Origin of the sequence: Marinisporobacter balticus (assembly GCF_004345705.1) — a bacterium.
In the GTDB taxonomy this organism is placed as follows: domain Bacteria; phylum Bacillota; class Clostridia; order Peptostreptococcales; family Thermotaleaceae; genus Marinisporobacter; species Marinisporobacter balticus.
On the sequence record NZ_SLWV01000002.1, the window covers coordinates 1 to 18,463 of the forward strand.

Here is an 18,463-nt window from a genome sequence, read left to right on the forward strand (position 1 = left end):
TTTTATCTTCCACCATTCTTGTTTTTTTCTATTATACATAAAAATACCCTACAGGGTAGACTTTTTTTAATGTCTACTCTATAGGGTACATTTTAAAGTAAGAATGATTTTTTATTTCATACGATAATCTCCAGTCTGAATGTAAACAACTTTTTCACATACGTTTTTTGCATAATCTGCAATCCTCTCAATATGAGAACAAATAAACAAAAAGTATGTTGATTGTGTAATTTTCTTCGGGTCTTCTATCATATAAGTAAGAAGTTCTCTATATACTTGTTTATAGATAGCATCTACCATCTCATCTAAGCCCCATGTCTCCCTTGCAAGGTCTATATCTTTTTTAATAAAAGCATCTAAAGATCTTTTTACCATGTTCGTTGCTAAATCAGCCATTCTTGGTATATCTATGAGAGATTTCATATATTTTTCTCCAGCTAACTTTATCGTTATTTTGGAAATATCTCCAGCATGATCCGCCATTCTTTCTAAATCAGCAATAAGTCTTAAAATAGAACAAATTTCTCGTAAATCGATTGCCATAGGCTGTTGTGTAGCAATTAATTTTATACATTTATCTTCAATTTCTTCTTCTAGATTGTTTATAGCTTTATCTTCATGGATTACTTTCTCTGCTAGATGCACATTTTGATCTTTCAAAGATTTTATTGCATCTAAAATGGATTCTTCCACCATGCTTCCTAATTTTAATAAATCCTTATGCAGCTTTTCTAATTCATTTGATAATTGTGATCTTGACATAATTTTAACCTCCTAAGTATATTTCAACCAAATCTTCCTGTGATATAATCCTCTGTTCTCTTATCATTAGGGTTAGAAAAAATATTTTCTGTTAAATCTGTCTCAATAATTTCACCATTTAAAAAAAAGGATGTATAATCAGAAACTCTTCCTGCTTGCTGCATATTATGTGTAACAACAACAATCGTATAATCTTTTTTTAATTCATCCATTAAATTTTCAACCTTCAGCGTAGATATGGGGTCCAGTGCAGAAGTAGGTTCATCCATCAATATTACATCTGGCTCAACTGCTAAACATCTTGCAATACAGATTCTTTGTTGCTGCCCTCCTGATAACCCTAAGGCAGGTTTATCTAATCGATCCTTTACTTCATCCCATATCGCAGCACCTCTTAAACTCTTTTCTACGATTTCATCTAATCTTGATTTTTCCTTTATGCCATGTATTTTAGGTCCATATACTATATTTTCATAGATCGTTTTAGGAAATGGATTTGGTTTTTGAAAAACCATTCCAACACTTTTTCTTAAATCAATTAAATCGCATTGATCACTATAGATATCTATCCCATCTAAAAGGATTTGCCCATTGATTTTTACATGATCTATCAAATCATTCATTCTATTTAATGTTCTTAAATAAGTTGATTTACCACAACCAGAAGGTCCAATAAGGGCTGTAACCTTATTCTCCATAATATTCATATTAATATCCATCAATGCTTGAAAATCTCCATAAAAAAGATTTAGATTTCTTACCCGCATCTTCATATAATTTGACATTCTTACAACTCCTTTCTAAGATATCGCCTTCGTATTTTTTATATATTTATTCGCAATCATATTTGCTATAAAGTTAATACATAAAACAAATATAATCAATACAGAAGCCGTAGCAAAAGTTTTTTCTTTCGATAAACCTTCTGAAGCTAATAGATATAAGTGCACAGACATAGTTCTAGCAGGATCAAAAATGGATTTTGGCACCCCTAAAGAACTTCCTGCTGTTAACATAACTGCTGCTGTCTCACCTACAGCTCTTCCTATTCCTAATATGAGTCCTGTAAGAATACCTGAAGTACTACTTGGCAATACCACCTTTACAATAGTTTGCCATTTTGTTGCTCCAAGGGCAAAACTCCCTTCCCGATAGGATTGTGGTACCGTTTTAATTGCTTCCTCTGTAGCACGGATCAATGTAGGTAGAATCATGAGTGCAAGGGTTAATCCACCTGATAATATGGACCATCTGAGTTTTAAAAATATAACAAAGAACACAAATCCAAATAACCCAAATATGATAGAAGGAATTCCTGCTAATGTTTCTGTACCAAACCTTATAACTTTTACTAATTTATTTTCCTTTGCATATTCTGTTAGATAAATTGCAGAAGCAACGCCTATAGGTGTTGCGATGGCAATTGATACAAGTGTTAAATAGATAGTTCCTACGATAATTGAAAATATACCACCCTTTCTTCCCATACTTTTTGGCTCTTGCATGAAGAAATCTAGATTGATATGTTTTACACCATTTAAAAGTACATATCCAACGATCGATAATAAAGCCAAAATCGTTAGTACCGCTACAAGATAGATCCACGTCAAAGCCATTTTTTCTTTTATATTGATTTTTTTCTTTCCTTTACCACGCATCCAATTTTCTATATACACCTTTGTATTCACAGCCATCTCTCTATTCACCCCCTAATCTTTTCATTGTCCATGTAGCAGATACATTCAGTAACATTATAAATACAAATAGGATAACTCCTGTAGCAAATAATGCTTTCTGATGCGTAGGTGTTGCATACCCCATCTCCATTGCAATAGTTCCTGTTAGTGTTGATACAGAATCTAATACACTCCCTGGAACTTTAGGCATATTCCCTGTAACCAATATAACTGCCATCGTCTCTCCAACCGCTCTACCCATTCCTAAAACAACAGATGTGATAATTCCAGACTTTGCAGCAGGTAAGATTACTTTAATAATTGTTTCAAACTGTGTTGCCCCTAATGCTAATGAGCCTTGCTTATACTCAATTGGAACAGACCTTATTGCATTCTCAGAGATATTTACAATTGTTGGCAATATCATAACCGCCAAGATCATTGCTCCTGCTAATATACTATATCCTGATGTATATGCTTCTCCATTAAACTTTTGTATGATGGGTAATATATGCATTCTAATGAGTGGCACTAAAATGGCTAATCCAAAGAATCCATACACAACCGAAGGGATTCCGGCTAATAATTCAATTGCTGGTTTAAAGATCTTCACAATAGATTTTGGTGCAATTTCTGCTAAAAAAACTGCACAACTTATTCCCATAGGCACCCCAATGATCAATGCTCCTAACGTTACAGATATAGATCCCATAATCATTGGAAAAGCCCCATAACTCCCATTTGTAGGACTCCATGTTTTTCCAAAAACAAAATGGATAATACCATATTCTTTTAGTATTGGCAGTCCTTCTTTAAAAATAAAGAATGTAATTAAAAATACAGATAATGTTGCAACCGTTGCACAAATCAAAAGAAATGCTTCTATTATTTTCTCGTATTTCTTCATAATAAGTTCCTCCTAAAATTCAATCTTTCTCTAAGATTATTATAATCTGATTCCTTTATTGATTCTTTATATCTAAATTAATTTCACGTTAATTTTGTGTAAAGTTCATAGATTTTTATTCAATCTTCCAAAAAATTTTATAAAAGTATAAAGGTGGACGAATGCCACCTTTATACTTTTCATAAACTAGGAGAATGCTCAATTATTTTTCATGTGCATCTATTCTATCTATTTTACTGAGATAAATTCTTCTTTCACAATTTCTTGTCCTTCATTTAGTACAAACGTAATATATGCTTTTACTACTTCTGATTCTTCTCCATTCGTCAAGTAATTGAATGGTCTTGCTATTTTATAAGTTCCTGCTTTTGCAGTCTCTTCTGTAGCTTCTACGCTTTCAACCTTTACACCCTTTACAGTTTCATCCATAGCGCCCATTGAAATGTATCCAATTGCATCAGGTGTATTTGAAACTGTTTGCTTTACAGCTCCTGTTGAAGGTTGTACTAATGCATTTTTAGTAGTATTATCCATATTTTTACCTTCTGCATTCTTTTCTTCTATTTTTGTTATTTCTACAAATGCGCCTCTTGTACCAGAACCTTCTTCTCTACTTACAACTGTTATTGCTTGATCTTCTCCACCAACTTCTTTCCAGTTTGTAATTGCTCCTGTAAATATTTTCTTAATTTGATCCAATGATAAGTCACTAACTTTGTTTGATGGATTAACAACAACAGCAATCCCATCTTTTGCAATAACATATTCAGTTAAACCTAATGATTTTTCTGATTCTTTAATCTCTCTAGAAGCAGCACCAATATCAGCGATTTTATCAGCAGCTGATTTTACGCCAACGCTTGAACCTCCACCTTGTACTTCAACAGATACTTCTGGATATTTTTCCATAAATACCGCTGCTAATTCTTCTGATAATGGTTGTACAGATGTAGACCCTGCAATAACAATCTTTCCTGATAATGTATTTTCATTTGTTTTTGTTTCTGCTTCATCTGTTGTTTCCCCTTTACTTCCACAACCTGATAACATTGTAATACCCATCATAAGTACTAATACAAGTGATAATATCTTTTTCATTTTCAATTTCCTCCATCCATTTTTATTGTTTTTTATTGTTCAAACTTTATTCTTTCTAAAGCACTGAACTTTATATTCAAAGTATACTGTTACTATGTTAAATCAAAATAAAGAAATTGTTAAATAACCGTTAAAAATAAAAAAAAGAGAAAAACATTTTATCCAAGTTTTCCTCTTCCCAATATAGGTATTCTTACAATAAATTCAGATCCCTTACCTAATTTACTATTTACCTTAATCTCTCCACCAAAAGACAAGACAATATGCTTAACAATTGCAAGACCTAATCCTGTGCCACCTACTTTCCTTGATCTTGCCTTATCTACTCTATAGAAACGTTCAAATAGTCTTGATATATCCTCTTTGGGTATTCCAATGCCTGTATCCTTCACCACAGCAAAAACATGCTCATATCTTTTATAAATTAAAACCTTAATTTGTCCATTTTCTGGTGTATATTTAATTGCATTTTCTATAAGATTCAATAACATCTGTTTAAACCAATCTCGATTTCCATAAATAAAAGGCAGATCCGCTTCTAATTCTGTGATATAGGTTATTTGTTTTCCCTTGGCTAAAGCTTCCGCCATCATGTTCACTTCGTTGATCATCTCATTGATCCTTATTTCTTCTCTCTTAATGGTATTTTTATCATTCTCTATAGCAGAAAGAGTTAATATATCATCAATGAGCCTTGTTAATCTTTCTGTTTCTATATCTATAATATCTAAAAAACGATCCCTTACTTTTTCATTATCCATTGCCCCATTTTTTAATGTCTCAATAAAGCCACTAATGGAGGTTAAGGGTGTCTTTAATTCGTGGGATACATTTGCCACAAACTCCGAACGCATATTTTCTAATTTTCTCATTTCAGTTACATCTTGCATTACAGCCATCACACCAATAATTCGATTTGGATCCATATCTAGTCTTATAAAGTTTGTATAGATCTTTAATATCTTTGTTTCAGGGTAATCTATAATAATTTCTCGTTCTCCAATATGTTTGTTATTCAGTATATCCTCGAGTACATCATGGAGTTTATTGTTTCTAATGACTTCTAATACATGTTTTCCATACACATTTTCATCTGCTATATTAAATAAAGACATGGCCACAGGATTGATTAATATAATTTTATACTCTTTATCAATAGCAAACAAAGCCTCTTTCATACTTCCTAAGGTAGAATGTAGTTTCGTATTTTTATCTCTTATTTCAGATATTGTATCATTTAGTTTTTCTGCCATAATATTAAACGTATTCGCCAATATACCTATTTCATCGTGGCTTTTAATATAAACTTTATCATTAAAATTGCCATTGGCAATTTTTTGTGCAGTTCGTGTAATTTCTTTCACAGGTTTTGTTACACTATTTGTAAACCGATAACCCAATATGGTTGTTACTAACAATCCGCAAAAAGCTGCAATTAACGCATTTTGCAAGAGGTTATAATTCAATTTTTTTATCTCTGTTAGCGGAAACGCCAGTCTCGTTACGCCATAAATTTTATCATTATTCATAATAGGGACTGTAATATAAATGTAATCTATATCCACAGTGGCACTCTTTCTTTCACTTTTCCCAATCTCACCCTCTAACGCTTTTTGAACCTCTGGTCTATATAGATGGTTCTCTATTTTAGATAGATCATCCTGTGCAATTTCTGAATCGCCTATAACCATTCCATCTTTATTAATAAAAGTCACTCTCGTATCAATTTCAGCGGCATACTCATGGGCATATTTATGAAAGTCTATAGGACTAGAAGGATCTTCTTCTATTTCTTTTTCGATGAATTTACTGATCAAATTTGCATTGGTTATTAATTTATTTTCTATGTTTTCAACATAACTTGTTCTTACAAACTTCAGCGTCAATAGTCCTGTTAATATAATACCCAGGAATATGAGTATGGTATATGTTACAAAAATTTTTCTTTGCATATGCTTCACCTATTTCATTTTATATCCTATCCCTCTTATGGTTTCAATGTATATAGGATACTTATCATTATCTTCTATTTTCTTTCGTAGATGTCGTATATGCACATCTACTGTTCTCGTTTCCCCAAAATAATCATACCCCCAAACTTCATCAAGTAACAGATTTCTTGATAAAACTTTTCCTCTATTTTGTGCTAAAATTTTTAATAACTCAAATTCCTTGAGTGTAAGTTCAATTTTTTCATCATCTTTTATTACTTCATGCTTTTCAATATCAATCGTAATATCATTTACTTTTATTGTTTTAATGACCTCTTTCGGAATCTCTTCAGATCTCCTTAAGATTGCCTTAATTCTAGCTATTAATTCACGTACACTAAAAGGTTTCGTTAAATAATCATCTGCCCCTAATTCTAAGCCTAATACTTTATCCATTTCTTCCCCTTTAGCCGTTAACATAATAATAGGAATTTTACTTATTTTTTCAATGTTCCTAATCTTTTTACAAGCTTCAAGTCCATCTATTCCTGGTAACATTAAATCTAATAAAATCACATCAGGAATCTCTTCCTCTGCAATTTTTATTGCATCTTCTCCATTTTCGCTTGTGATTACATCGAATCCATTATTTTCTAAGTTGAATTGAATTAATTCAATAATATGTTGTTCATCATCCACCACCAAGATTTTTTTTCTACCCATTCTCTCTCCTCCTAAGCCCCTATCTTAATGCCATTATTGCTGCCATTCTGCCTGTTAACCCTTGATCCCCGCGATGTGAAAATAACTTTTCTTTATTACACACGGTGCACATATTACTCATTGTTATATTTGTTTCTAAAACCCCAATTTCCTCTAGTGTTATTTTATTAACTTGCCACAAATCCAACATATATTTATTCTTTCCCTTAGGGACTATACATTGATTCATGTTTGTAAAATTCTCTTCAAATTGATCGATTACACTTTGATCCGTTTCATAACAGCATTTTCCTATAGCGGGACCAATAGCCGCTATACAGTCTTTTGGGTTACTTCCAAATGTTTCTTTCATCTTTTTTACTACTTTCTTGCCAATTTTTAAAACAGTACCTCTCCAGCCTGCATGCGCTAGCGCAATGACTTTGTGTTTGGGATCTAATAAAAAAATAGGTACACAATCGGCATATACTGTAGCTAAAGCTACTTTTGGTACATTTGTAATGAGTGCATCTATCCCCACAATACCACGATCTCTCATAATGCCTTTTCCACAATCTTCCTTTGTTACGATTTTTATATAATCCTTATGAATCTGATCTGAACAAACTAAATCATTTGTGGATATCTCTAATGCTTCACAGATTCGTCTATAATTTTCTATTATATTTTCTTCTTTGTCCTCTGTTTTTAATCCAAGATTTAAAGCACTATATTCCCCAGTACTGACGCCTCCAATTCTACTCGTAAAACAATTTTTAGCCATTCCTGTTTCATCAAAACTAGGGACGGAAAAATACACAACACCATTCTTCCCCGTATGTTCTTTAAAATAATTCACGATAATGATCCTCCTAAATCTATAAATAATAGCAAGTTATCATATAACTTGCTATTTTTCATTTAATATTTTTCTCAGTTCTTCCATAAATGTATTAATATCTTTAAATTGCCTATATACTGATGCAAATCGAACATAGGCAACCTCATCTAGATCTTTTAGATGATTCATGACTAATTCGCCTATATAGGTACTTTTAATTTCCTTCTCCATTGTATTGTGCATATCTTTTTCTATATGATCTATGATATTCTCTATATCCTTAACAGGTACAGGTCTTTTTTCACATGCTCTAATGATTCCATTAAGTATTTTATTCCTATTATAAGCTTCTCTATTTCTATCTTTTTTTATAACAATTAACGGAATTTCCTCTATCTTCTCATATGTTGTAAATCTTTTTTTACACTTGCTACATTCTCTTCTTCTACGAATTGTTTGTCCTTCTTCAGTAGGACGTGAGTCGACAACTTTCGTATCAAAATATTCACAAAATGGACAATTCATCTTTCAGCCCCCCTATAAAGCATCGTGAAAATTTAATAACCACTATATGGTGTTATACAAATTATAATATGCCAAATATAGTATGTCTACTAATTTTTTTTCTCTTCCTCATCATTTGTAACAATTGTGTTCTTTAATTCAACGAGTATCACATCTATTCCAATTTTTTTTATTTCATTCCAAGCAATGATATAATCATTATCTTTTCCAAACAGTCCCAAAAACTTGCCTGGTCCAGGAACAATCAAAGCATCGATTCTACCTTTTTCTAGATTTACTTCTATATCTGCCACAAATCCTAGTCGTCTACCATCTATCAGATTGATAATTTCTTTTTCTCTCAAATCAGAACTACTAATCATTTTATCACCTACTTTTATTATTTATCCTTGTTATAATATATAAGCTTGCCTAAAAATATATGAATCTTTTGCATAAAAAATTCAAAGAAAAAACAAAAGCAAAATATTTGCTTTTGTTTTAAACATACTTTCTCATATGGGTCAAAGCTGTTTTTTCTAATCTTGAAACTTGTGCTTGTGAAATACCTATCTCGTCTGCAACTTCCATCTGTGTTCTGCCTTCAAAAAACCTTAAGGTTAAAATGTGCTTTTCTCGGTTGGTTAATTTTCTTAATGCTTCTCGAAGGACAATTCCTTCTAACCAAGTTTCATCTTCACTTTTTTCATCACTTACTTGGTCCATAACAAAAATAGCATCTCCACTATCATGATAAATTGGTTCAAATAGCGAAATGGGATCTTGAATGGCGTCTAATGCAAATACCACATCTTCCCTAACCAGATTTAATTCTTTTGCAATTTCAGATACAGTAGGTTCTTTTGAATTTTTATTGATTAGTTGGTCTCTTACTTGTAGTGCTTTGTATGCCGTATCCCTTAAAGATCTACTTACGCGTATTGCATTATTATCCCTTAAATATCTTCTGATTTCTCCTATAATCATGGGCACCGCATATGTAGAAAATTTTACATTATGACTTAAGTCAAAATTATCGATTGCCTTAATTAATCCAATACACCCAACCTGAAACAAATCATCTACATGTTCGCCCCTATTATTAAATCTTTGTATCACACTCAAAACCAATCTCAAGTTTCCTTGAATAAATTCTTCTCTCGCAGATAAATCCCCTGCATATATCCTTTCAAATAATTTTCTCATTTCTTTATTCGTAAGTACTGGAAGTTTTGATGTATTCACACCACAGATTTCAACTTTATTGATATGCATGACAATTCCTCCATTTCTATGGATTATTGCCCCCTTACACTAAAAATTATTGCCTGATTGTTTTATCTTTATACTTTGATTTTTATCCAAAAAATAGCAAAGCAGCCTTTCGGCTACTTCAAGTTAATTTTTTGATTTCTTTTTTTAATCTTGAAATAATTCTTTTTTCAAGTCTTGAAATATACGACTGAGAAATGCCTAACATATCTGCAACTTCTTTTTGTGTTTTTTCCTCTCCATTATTTAAACCAAATCTTAATTCCATTATTTTTTTTTCCCGTTTAGATAATTTTTTTAGAACAATACCTAATAATTCCCGGTCTACTTCTTCTTCTAAAAACTTATAAATTAAATCATTCTCTGTGCCTAATATATCTGATAATAGAAGTTCATTCCCGTCCCAATCAATGTTTAAAGGTTCATCGAATGAAATCTCAGCCTTTGCCTTACTATTCCTTCTTAGATACATTAAAATTTCGTTTTCAATACATCTTGATGCATATGTAGCCAATTTGATCTTTTTTTCTGGATCAAAAGTATTTACAGCCTTAATCAGCCCTATAGTTCCTATAGATATTAAATCTTCTACGCCAATTCCTGTATTTTCAAACTTTCTTGCGATGTAAACGACTAGCCTTAAGTTTCTTTCTATCAATACCGTTCTTATTGCCCCATCATCTTGCCCTAATCCACCTACTAAAAACAATTCTTCTTCTGGCTTTAGGGGAGGTGGTAAAGCTTCACTCCCTCCAATGTAATATATATTCTCTTCATTTAAAATTTTTAGTTTTCTTAAAATTTTTATAACAAATATCCTTGCTAGTAATTTCCATCTTTGTACAAATGCTAACACTATAACGCCTCCCTTTGATGAATAAACTCACTTCAAAATATCTGGATGTAACAATGCAGTATAGTCTCCATTTTGAGATAATTTTTTTGTATAAATACCTATAATAATATTTTTTATACATTTTAAATCATTTGCATCTTCTAATTTCACACTATCTGGTTTAAACCCCATAAGCATTCCATTTTCTTTTCCTAAAGATTTGAAAGGAATAATTCTAAACCGGTTGATCCATTTAGATGTTTGTAATATTTTTGATATCAAGTCCAAATTAATATCTTGAGATTGATCAAAAACACTTTGTACATCTGTTGGTAACAACTCTTTTATGGCAGTATATTCTACAATAATTACAGGATATTTAGATAATGGGTCTAACAGGGAATTTCCTGTGTCTAATAAAGCATTTAATTTACTCCTATGATTTTCAACTTCTATCCATATTGGCATATAAATTTTGTCCCTTGAAATCTTGACTTGTATATATTCCCAACAAAATCGAATTAATATATACGCAACAATCCCAGAATAAATTAATAATTTTATTGAAAAATTACCAATATAGAAAATTCCATTGCTTAATAAACCATTAAAGTCCGTTAAATAAAATAAAGCAAAAGCTGCTCCTCCAAACATAAATGACATGAGATAAAAAATAGCTAATTTCTTTAAAAAATCCATAAACTTGTACGGCGTAAAAGTAATCAAAACAATCAATATTGAAATAACTACTTTCATTAAAAATGTATACATAAACGCAAGCGCAGGGAAAAAAATTACAAAAGCATAACATGCTCCAACAATAGCACCTATCCAGACTCTATATTTGGAAATTTGCGCTTTACTAAAATACGCAGTCAAATGCAAGATCAACCAATTCATAAGTAAATTCTCAATAAATAGATACTCTCCATATACTTCAAACATATACATTCCTCCATTTAGGAGATCATACTACTTGTTACACGATTATTTAATTGTCCTATGTTTTATGACTATTATAATTTATTTTTTTTTAAAACTTTGTCATTCTCTGAAGTCGAACAAATATAATTTTTCCAAAAAAATTTTCACAATACGACAAAGGATCGTTTAGTTATCTAAACGATCCTTTGCTTATCTTCTTCTTCTTAAAAATGTAGGAATATCTAAATCATCATTTAACGTATTGTTATCTACTTCATTCTTGGGTTCATCACTTTTATTCTCTTTTATTACAGGCTTTGGTGTAGCAACTTTGTTTTCAAATCCAGTAGCAATGACAGTAATAATTAATTCGTCCTTAAGACTTTCATCTATCACAGCACCAAAAATAATATTTGCTTCCGGGTCAGCAGCTTGGGCAACTAATTCAGCCGCTTCATTCACCTCAAATAGTCCTAGGTTCGCCCCACCAGTAATATTAAGAAGTACGCCCTTTGCTCCTTCAATAGAAGTCTCAAGCAGAGGACTCTGTATCGCTTGTTTCGCAGCTTCAGCGGCCCTATTTTCGCCACTTACTCTACCTACACCCATGTGGGCTAGTCCTTGTTCAAACATAATCGTTTTTACATCAGCAAAGTCTAGATTCACAAGTCCTGGAACAGCGATCAAATCTGATATACCTTGTACACCTTGCTTTAATACGTCATCGGCAATTGCAAAAGCCTCCATGATAGAAGTTTTCTTTTCAGCTACTTGAAGCAGTCGGTCATTTGGAATCGTCACTAACGTATCTACTTTATCTTTTAACTGTGTGATTCCTAACTCTGCATGTTGCATTCTTCTTTTTCCTTCAAAAGTAAATGGCTTGGTTACAACCCCTACTGTTAAAATACCCATTTCCTTAGCAATCTGAGCTACCACGGGTGCTGCTCCGGTTCCAGTTCCACCACCCATTCCAGCAGTTACAAATACCATATCAGCGCCTTGTAGTGCTTGATAAATTTCTTCTCTACTTTCTTCAGCAGCTTTTCTACCAATCTCTGGATTAGCTCCTGCACCTAAACCCTTTGTAAGTTTATCTCCTACCTGTATTTTATACTCAGCTTTAGATGTAAATAGCGCTTGTTTATCCGTATTTATTGCAATAAATTGTACGCCTTTAAGCTGTGACTCAATCATACGATTGACAGCATTATTTCCTCCACCACCAACTCCTATAACTTTAATTTGTGCAAACTGCTCCATATCTACATCAAATTCTAACATTAATTTACCTCCTCCACACAACTATTGAAAAATTTAAGTACTATAATCGAATTGGTCCGATTTTTATTTGAAACTAATTTTTATATATAAAAGATTTTTGCCAGTAATGTCCATCCTCTTTCTAAAATATCTTTAACTCCATTGTTTAATTCAACGTATTTTTAAAATATCCTCTTTTTTTTCGTCCTATTTTTGTCCTAATTTTTCAATCAAACTTCTTCTAGCCCTAGCAAAATTATTGAATAACCTTCCACCGAATGTGAAAATTGCAGCATAATAGAGTGGCACCCCAAGCCGATCACCTATATAGGCAAGAAGTCCTGCTAGAATAGCATTCCCAAAAAAACCTGACACAAATATATTTGTGTTAAATGTATCCTCCATATATGCTCTAATTCCTCCAAATACAGTGTCTAGCGCTGCCAATATGGCTACAGACATATATAATGAATAAGATGTTGGGTAAGTAACAGGAAGATACCATCCAAAAGCAACACCTATAATCAAACCAATAATTGCGATTAACAATTTATTCACCTTCTTCTAATACTTTTAAATATTTGAAGTCTACACCTTCAGAATATTTTGGTATTTTCATATTAAGCACCGTGTTCACTTCTACATAAAGACCATAAATATCTTTTAACTTAGCACCATAGCTTACTGGCAATATTAGAGCTGCTTCTAATTTTTTAGGGTCTCCAATGGCTTTGATAATAAAGGGCTGTGCAAAAAATTGATTGTTGATCCGCATGCTATGTCCCCCACAGTTTATTTCACTATTGGCTAATAATCTTTGTCCATTAATAGATATGGCTTCAGCTCCAGCAACTTTTAAATCTCTGATGATATTGAGTATATCTGCATCATGAACCATCACAGCATCTGCTTCTTCTCCTTCGTATAGTTCTCTTGTGCCATCATCTAGTGTCAAGATGACACCTGGACCTTCCACATCCACGAATCCACTAATCAACTTTTGTGCATTTATTTCTTCTTCCATAGTTTCTTTAAATCGACCACCTTCTTCTTTTATTTTTTCATATTCAGTAATTTTATTTTTCCTATCTTCGATCATTTCTCGAAGATTAGCTATTTCTTTTTTTTCACTTTCCATAGCTATTTTATAATCATGAATAACTTTCATGGGCACATACTCATATTGTCCTTGAACATTTTTAAACTGTAGCGTACACAATAACCCTAGTACTATCGCAAACATCAAAATATTAAACTTCCATACATTTCGTTTCATAGATTCACCTCGACTATTCCACATCCTCTACAGGCTTAGCATATCTGAACTTTATCACTTCATTATACCTAGGAATAATAACTTCATCTTGTTTTTTTACAGCTACCTGAAGATTATATTGACTTTTCAGATAATCAACAATACCAAATCTTATATTTAAAGTAGCTTCAAGCGTATCTGGATTTCCAATAGCCTTTATTACAAAAGGTGGTGCCGTGGGTACCGAATTAATATTTACATTACTCCCTGCAAGGTTTATTTCTGTGCGGGATACATATCTTTGATCATTTATAGAAATAGCTTCTGCCCCCGCATCATTTAATTTGTTAATTACACTTAAAAGCAAATCACTATTATACATAATAACACTGCCTGTTGAAAATTCTGGATTAATGGGCGGATCATCTATTATTACCACTACCCCTGGACCTTTTACTTTTCTAAGTCCTGAAATAATCTTATATTTTTCAAGCTCTTCACTCATATTTTTTACCAAAACAGATTTCTTTGACTCAGCTTCTTCTATTTCTTTTATCTTTCCTTCTAATGAAGAAACTTCATTGATTAAATTTTCTTTTTCTTCTCTGATTTTTTTAAGTTCTGCAACCAATTCTTCTGCCTTTTGTGCAGGGGCTGCTCCTTCTAAATTGCTTTGTATTGTTCTAAATTGCAAAGCTAAGACCACCCCTAATACAATACATACAATTCCAATGGCTAACTGCGCTTTAATATTTCTCATGCTACACCTCCTATTCTACAGGTCTGTAACTAGGATATCCTTCATTACTTATGTCAATAATTCCTCTTGTAATATTTTTTTTCTTTAAATCTTCTAATATTTGCTTTAATATTTGTAGCTCATATTCTACAATCTCTCCTTCTCCAATCTTACATATTAAATCATCTGTGAGTTTTATGATGATATTTTCTTTATTGGTTATATCTAATTCTTTTATTGTGATTTCATTCTCATTTATCTTTCTAACGATTTCAAGAGATTTACTTAATTGGTCTTTGTCTTTTGCTCTGAGGATTGTTCCTTCCATAAAATTAGAACACTCAAGTCCTTCTATTATTTTTAACAATTCATTACTAGCAGAAGATCTAAGAACCATCCCCTCTTCATCAATCATTAAAAATTCATTCATAAATGGAATAGCAGCTTCCTCAATTCTCTCTGTCACCTGAATAATTATTCTATTAGGAAGTTTTCTTTTTACCAAAACAGTTTTAATATAAGAATTCCTATATAAATTTAACTGAATATTATTCACTTTTTCTTTAAAAATATGATTCCCCAAAACAATTCCAGAATCAGCTAATAGTTCCTCTTTTGAAATATTTTTATTTCCCAAAATATCCACATATTTCACAGTAAATACATCTGTTTTAAATATAATAATAAAAGATATAACCCCTATTAGTAGCATCATTAAACAAACAAAAATATTTTTTTTTCTTTTTATATTTTTATTAATGCTTTGATTCAATCCATTCATATCTTCTCACCTTATAAGGTTTGTCCATTATTTTTTTATTACTTAAGAGCAGCAAACGCTGACTCTTAATCAATTCTATGAACATAAGCACCCAATCTTTCTAGCATCTTGTCAAGTTGATCATAACCCCTATCTATATGACTAATATGCTCAACAATTGTAACGCCTTCAGCTACAAGTCCAGCCAGTACCAAGGCAGCTCCACCTCTTAAATCCTTTGCACAGACCTTTGCTCCAGTAAGTTTTTTTACACCCTGTACAACTGCAACTCTTCCATCAATCTTAATTTTCGCACCCATTCTTGTTAACTCATCCACATGTTTATATCTGTTTTCAAAAACAGTCTCTGCAATAATGCTGGTTCCTTGGGTCACAGTCATCAATGACATAAACTGAGCCTGCATGTCTGTTGGAAATCCTGGATAAGGTAGCGTCTTTGTCATTTCAACAGCTTTAAGCCTTTGCGCTGTTTTTATTTTTAGATTATGGTCTTTCTCTAGCACCAAACAGCCTGCTTCTTTTAGTTTTACGAGTATTGGTTTTATATGATCAATCACTACATTTTTCAATAAAATTTCTCCACCTGCTATAGCACCTGCAATCGCTAATGTACCTGCAACAATTCTATCTGGCATAATTTTATGTTCTACACGATGAAGTCGACCCACTCCTTCAATAATAATTTCACTTGTTCCGCCACCTCGTACTTTTGCACCCATTTTGTTTAAATACTCCTGCAAGTCAACAATTTCAGGCTCTTTAGCTGCATTTCTGATTGTAGTAATCCCTTTTGCCATCACTGCTATTAGCATGGTATTTTCAGTTGCTCCAACACTTGGATAATCTAAGTGTATCTCGCTTCCTTGTAATTTTACCACATCGCACTCTAAAAAACCATGTGCTTCTGTAATTTTGACACCTAATTCTCTTAAAGCTTTTAAATGTAGGTCAATTGGCCTAGGCCCTATTTCACACCCCCCTGATTATGCAAACACATGGTTATTAATCGATCATTCCACTTAAGCCTTACCTCTAACTTAGGCTGGCATCCTCTACCTTCTATTTCCTTTTGATAAATTGTAATCCTATCAAGGAGTATTTCTATTTGTTTTCTGCCTAGATTCCCTTCTTCTACGATCTCCTTTAATTTATCAATTCCTTTGATGATCTCGTCTTTTGATGAGATCATACTATCTTTCATTTTTCTAATTTCTACTAATTGGTGCTTTAATGTTTTTAGTTCTTGATTTGTTTCAGATGTTAACCCATTAAAAACTTCTTCATCGATCAATCCTTTAGCTAATTGTCTGGCATAATGCTTCATTTCTAATTTTTTATCTAAAATACTTTTTACGAATTTATTTTCTACTTCAACATAATTAAATACTAATTTTTTTTCGTCTTCTAAATCTTGTTCTAGTTTTTCTTTATTAATATGACTATATTCAATCAAATTTTGTAGCTCATTTGAAATAATATTTATGATGTCTTCCTCTTTAATATGATGTGAAGTACAATATTTTTTTCCTTGTGTATGATAAGCACCACATACATAAGCATCTGATTTGTTTTTTCTTTTCCACTTAACCATATACTTCCCACAATCTCCACAAAATAGAAACCCTGATAATAAATTCATCCCATTGGCACCCGATCTTATTTTTCTCTTATTTCGCCGCTTCCCTATCGTTTGCGTCAATTCAAAATCCTCCTTTGAAATGATTGCAGGATGATTATTTTCATATATAATATGTTCATCTTTGGGAACTCTTACTGAATCACCTTTTACTTTTTTTTTCTTGGTCTTACCACATCTTAATGTGCCTATATATACATCATCCGTAATGATTCTTTGCACATGAACAGGTGTCCAAAATTCGGCTACTGCACATTTATGCCCTGTTTGAATTTGTCTATATTTAGAAGGTGTCATGACACAATCTTTATTTAATATCTCTGCAATTTTCCTGTATCCATTTCCTTCTATGTATAATCTGAAAATTCTTTTCACAATCATCGTTGAACTTTCATCAAGTATCAACTTTTTTTTATCATAAGGGTCTATATTATAGCCAAAATAAGGCCTAATAATCATTCCTCCATTTTTTTGTTTTATCCGAATATTTTCAGTAATCTTTCTAGATATATCCTTTACATACCTTTCATTATACCATGTTTTGATACCAATAATATCATCATCATCAGAAAAACTATCGTAATTATCTGAAATACATATAATCCTTACATCTTTTTCTCTTAGAAATTCCAAATATAGAAGCGTTAGTGCGTTATTTCTTCCAATTCTTGATAAATCTTTTACCACTAATACGTTCACTTTCCCTAATTTTATTTCTTCCTCTAACATTGAAAGTCCTGTCCGTTCAAATTTATAACCCGATACATTATCATCCTCATATATTTTAAGAACTTCTTTTTCAAACTTTTCTTTCACATATCCACGAATCATCTGTTTCTGCGTAAGGATTGTCTCATAATTCTCGCCGTTGTCATCTCTAGAGATTCTAACATATCCATAAAAATTCATGACCCATCTCCTTTCATTGTTATACAATTTCCTCTTTTTTCAATTGCATCGTTACTAATTTTGTAACTAATGCTTGTACATCTACATTTAAATCTTTAAGATTTGACGCTGTTATGACTATATTTGTTGCTACTGGACGTCTTTTAAATTTTATTCCGCAAATCTCTCCTTTTGTTATGTGTTTCATTTGACTATTATTCATATCATCAACCTCCTATATCTATTTTATGAACATATAGGAATGTCTTATGAATATAATGTGATATATTCCATCTCAAAGCAGGTTGTAATATCTTATTTCCCTAAATCATAGCACAAATAAATGGTGTGATACATTCCACACCATAATACATATTTTTGCATATCGTTTTTTTATATCTTCTACTAATTAACAAATTATACATATACTTCATTAAAATCTATAAACG

General features: G+C 32.0%; 21 protein-coding genes. All 21 read right to left on the bottom strand.

Going from position 1 to position 18,463, the window contains the following annotated elements:
* Window positions 1-111: 111 nt before the first annotated feature.
* A complete protein-coding gene (phoU, locus tag EV214_RS01625) occupies window positions 112-762 on the bottom strand; it encodes a phosphate signaling complex protein PhoU (RefSeq protein ID WP_132242051.1) in 651 nt (216 codons plus the stop codon).
* 23 nt (window positions 763-785) lie between these two features.
* Window positions 786-1,547, bottom strand: a complete 762-nt coding sequence (gene pstB, locus EV214_RS01630; RefSeq protein ID WP_132242052.1) for a phosphate ABC transporter ATP-binding protein PstB — start codon at window positions 1,545-1,547, stop codon at window positions 786-788.
* 15 nt (window positions 1,548-1,562) lie between these two features.
* Entirely contained in the window at window positions 1,563-2,456 is an 894-nt protein-coding gene (pstA, locus tag EV214_RS01635) for a phosphate ABC transporter permease PstA (RefSeq protein ID WP_330571233.1), read from the bottom strand.
* A gap of 4 nt (window positions 2,457-2,460) precedes the next feature.
* The gene (gene pstC / locus EV214_RS01640; protein ID WP_132242053.1) at window positions 2,461-3,345 is read right to left on the bottom strand and encodes a phosphate ABC transporter permease subunit PstC; all 885 of its coding nucleotides are present in this window, start codon (window positions 3,343-3,345) and stop codon (window positions 2,461-2,463) included.
* A gap of 228 nt (window positions 3,346-3,573) precedes the next feature.
* Complete coding sequence (locus EV214_RS01645; RefSeq protein WP_132242054.1) at window positions 3,574-4,443, bottom strand: phosphate ABC transporter substrate-binding protein; 870 nt, start codon at window positions 4,441-4,443, stop codon at window positions 3,574-3,576.
* 158 nt (window positions 4,444-4,601) lie between these two features.
* Window positions 4,602-6,395, bottom strand: a complete 1,794-nt coding sequence (gene pnpS, locus EV214_RS01650; RefSeq protein WP_132242056.1) for a two-component system histidine kinase PnpS — start codon at window positions 6,393-6,395, stop codon at window positions 4,602-4,604.
* A 9-nt stretch (window positions 6,396-6,404) separates the two neighbouring features.
* The gene (locus EV214_RS01655) at window positions 6,405-7,097 is read right to left on the bottom strand and encodes a response regulator transcription factor (RefSeq protein ID WP_132242058.1); all 693 of its coding nucleotides are present in this window, start codon (window positions 7,095-7,097) and stop codon (window positions 6,405-6,407) included.
* A 19-nt stretch (window positions 7,098-7,116) separates the two neighbouring features.
* Window positions 7,117-7,935: a peptidoglycan editing factor PgeF gene (gene pgeF, locus EV214_RS01660; protein WP_207669602.1), complete on the bottom strand. Its 819-nt coding sequence runs from the start codon at window positions 7,933-7,935 to the stop codon at window positions 7,117-7,119.
* 51 nt (window positions 7,936-7,986) lie between these two features.
* Window positions 7,987-8,442, bottom strand: coding sequence for a transcriptional regulator NrdR (gene nrdR / locus EV214_RS01665; protein WP_132242062.1), 456 nt, complete (start codon window positions 8,440-8,442; stop codon window positions 7,987-7,989).
* An 89-nt stretch (window positions 8,443-8,531) separates the two neighbouring features.
* Window positions 8,532-8,804 (bottom strand): YlmC/YmxH family sporulation protein, encoded by a 273-nt coding sequence (locus EV214_RS01670; protein WP_132242064.1) that lies wholly within the window; start codon window positions 8,802-8,804, stop codon window positions 8,532-8,534.
* Between the two features lie 118 nt (window positions 8,805-8,922).
* On the bottom strand, window positions 8,923-9,696 hold the full coding sequence (sigG, locus tag EV214_RS01675) for an RNA polymerase sporulation sigma factor SigG (RefSeq protein WP_132242066.1): 774 nt from the start codon (window positions 9,694-9,696) through the stop codon (window positions 8,923-8,925).
* A gap of 118 nt (window positions 9,697-9,814) precedes the next feature.
* Window positions 9,815-10,549, bottom strand: a complete 735-nt coding sequence (gene sigE / locus EV214_RS01680) for an RNA polymerase sporulation sigma factor SigE (protein ID WP_132242068.1) — start codon at window positions 10,547-10,549, stop codon at window positions 9,815-9,817.
* Window positions 10,550-10,576: 27 nt separating this feature from the next.
* Window positions 10,577-11,473 carry a sigma-E processing peptidase SpoIIGA gene (spoIIGA, locus tag EV214_RS01685; RefSeq protein ID WP_132242070.1) on the bottom strand — a complete coding sequence of 299 codons (897 nt, stop codon included), beginning with the start codon at window positions 11,471-11,473 and terminating at the stop codon, window positions 10,577-10,579.
* Window positions 11,474-11,662: 189 nt separating this feature from the next.
* Window positions 11,663-12,736: a cell division protein FtsZ gene (ftsZ, locus tag EV214_RS01690; RefSeq protein WP_132242072.1), complete on the bottom strand. Its 1,074-nt coding sequence runs from the start codon at window positions 12,734-12,736 to the stop codon at window positions 11,663-11,665.
* Window positions 12,737-12,922: 186 nt separating this feature from the next.
* On the bottom strand, window positions 12,923-13,273 hold the full coding sequence (locus EV214_RS01695) for a small basic family protein (RefSeq protein ID WP_408631295.1): 351 nt from the start codon (window positions 13,271-13,273) through the stop codon (window positions 12,923-12,925).
* Window positions 13,266-13,991 (bottom strand): DUF881 domain-containing protein, encoded by a 726-nt coding sequence (locus tag EV214_RS01700; RefSeq protein ID WP_165916176.1) that lies wholly within the window; start codon window positions 13,989-13,991, stop codon window positions 13,266-13,268. The genes EV214_RS01695 and EV214_RS01700 overlap by 8 nt, the downstream gene beginning before the upstream one ends.
* Window positions 13,992-14,004: 13 nt before the next feature.
* On the bottom strand, window positions 14,005-14,730 hold the full coding sequence (locus EV214_RS01705) for a DUF881 domain-containing protein (protein ID WP_132242078.1): 726 nt from the start codon (window positions 14,728-14,730) through the stop codon (window positions 14,005-14,007).
* Between the two features lie 10 nt (window positions 14,731-14,740).
* Window positions 14,741-15,490: a cell division protein FtsQ/DivIB gene (locus tag EV214_RS01710; RefSeq protein WP_132242080.1), complete on the bottom strand. Its 750-nt coding sequence runs from the start codon at window positions 15,488-15,490 to the stop codon at window positions 14,741-14,743.
* Window positions 15,491-15,555: 65 nt separating this feature from the next.
* Entirely contained in the window at window positions 15,556-16,458 is a 903-nt protein-coding gene (locus tag EV214_RS01715) for a UDP-N-acetylglucosamine 1-carboxyvinyltransferase (protein ID WP_132242082.1), read from the bottom strand.
* Complete coding sequence (locus EV214_RS01720; RefSeq protein ID WP_132242084.1) at window positions 16,455-18,035, bottom strand: recombinase family protein; 1,581 nt, start codon at window positions 18,033-18,035, stop codon at window positions 16,455-16,457. Before EV214_RS01720 ends, EV214_RS01715 begins: the two co-directional genes overlap by 4 nt.
* Before the next feature lie 19 nt (window positions 18,036-18,054).
* Window positions 18,055-18,237 (bottom strand): hypothetical protein, encoded by a 183-nt coding sequence (locus EV214_RS01725; protein ID WP_132242086.1) that lies wholly within the window; start codon window positions 18,235-18,237, stop codon window positions 18,055-18,057.
* Window positions 18,238-18,463 lie beyond the last annotated feature (226 nt).